A 1,382-nucleotide genomic window follows, 5' to 3' on the forward strand; every position below is an offset into this window, starting at 1 on the left:
AAATCTTGCTGATGCCCGAGCGTTCGATGGACGCCATGGCCTTGGCCACCTGGCCGTAATTGACGTTGGCGTCGGCCTGCAGCTGCACGCGCACTTCGGCGTCCTTGGCCTTGACCTCCTTGAGGCTGGCCTCCAGAGATTCCGGTGCCAGTTCGGTTTTCGCCAGGTAGAACTTGCCGTCCTGATCGACGCTGACCACCACCGGGTCTTTCTTCTCGGCAGGGGCGACGGCGTCGGTTTTCGGCAGGTTGACCTTGATCGCGTTGGTCATCAGCGGCGCGGTGACGATGAACACCACCAGCAGCACGAGCATCACGTCCACCAGCGGCGTAACGTTCATTTCGCTGAGCACTTCATCGCTGTCTTGAGTGGAAAAGGACATCAGCTGGCCTCCCGCACGGCGGCAGTGGTTTTGCTGGCGATGGCCTGACGGCTGATGGAAAACGCGCTGCGCGAGGCCAACGCATCGAAGTCGTGGGCGAAATCATCCATGTCCGCCGAGGCCAGTTTCAGGCGGCGCAAAAAGAAGTTGTAAATCAGCACCGCCGGGACCGCGACGGCGATCCCGACGCCGGTGGCGATCAGCGCGTGACCGATCGGGCCGGCGACCGCTTCAAGCTCGCCGAACCGGTTTTCGCCGATGCTTTGCAGGGCTTCCATGATCCCCCACACGGTACCGAACAGGCCAATGAACGGCGCGGTGCTGCCGATACTGGCGAGGATTGCCTGGCCGTTTTCCAGCGAGCGGCGTTCCTTCTGAATCTGCTGGCGCAGGTTGCGTTCCAGGCGATCGGAACGGTTGATGGTGTGCGCCAGTTGTTGCGTGGTCCGTGGCGATTCTTCCACCAGCAAGGCTTCGAAACCGCTGCTGGCGATGCGCGCCAGCGAGCCCGGATACTGGCTGGCGTGCTCGGCCGCGGTGAGCAGATCCGGCGCGCCCCAGAAGGCTTTGCTGAACTGTTTGTTCTGGGCTTTCTGGCGCAGGTATTGCGCCGACTTGACCAGCAGGATCGCCCAGCTGACCACGGAAAACAGCACCAGGCCCCAGAGCACACCGGGGACAATCATCGAAGACAGTGAATTGTTCATCGCTACACCTCGCTTGCATTAAGTCGGTTGTGAGTTGGGTTTGCCGTTATTGCGGCAATTTGAAATCGATGGTCTGGGTGGCAAAGCCGTCAATCGGCGTGTCACCGCGTTTGGCCGGAATGAACTTCCAGTTCTTTACCGCCGCGACGGCGGCGTCATCCAGTTGCGGTTTGCCGCTGGACTTGGTCACTGTCACCGAACCAGCACGTCCGTTGGCCAACACCTGAATGCGCAGCACCACGCTGCCTTCCCAGTTGCGCCGCAGCGCCAGTGACGGGTACTCCGGCGGCGGG

Annotated in this window: 3 protein-coding genes; all 3 read right to left on the reverse strand. The window is 61.6% G+C overall.

From position 1 onward, the window contains the following. The coding region (locus tag HT737_RS25395) for a biopolymer transporter ExbD (protein ID WP_182404233.1) at nucleotides 1-382 on the reverse strand (382 nt) is incomplete at its 3' end. Then, the gene (locus HT737_RS25400; protein ID WP_182404234.1) at nucleotides 382-1,089 is read right to left on the reverse strand and encodes a MotA/TolQ/ExbB proton channel family protein; all 708 of its coding nucleotides are present in this window, start codon (nucleotides 1,087-1,089) and stop codon (nucleotides 382-384) included. The genes HT737_RS25400 and HT737_RS25395, both read right to left, overlap by 1 nt. A gap of 46 nt (nucleotides 1,090-1,135) precedes the next feature. Then, nucleotides 1,136-1,382: energy transducer TonB (locus HT737_RS25405; RefSeq protein ID WP_182404235.1), on the reverse strand; the 247-nt coding region annotated here is incomplete at its 5' end.

It is taken from the genome of Pseudomonas sp. MD195_PC81_125 (assembly GCF_014060985.1).
Taxonomy (GTDB): domain Bacteria; phylum Pseudomonadota; class Gammaproteobacteria; order Pseudomonadales; family Pseudomonadaceae; genus Aquipseudomonas; species Aquipseudomonas parakoreensis.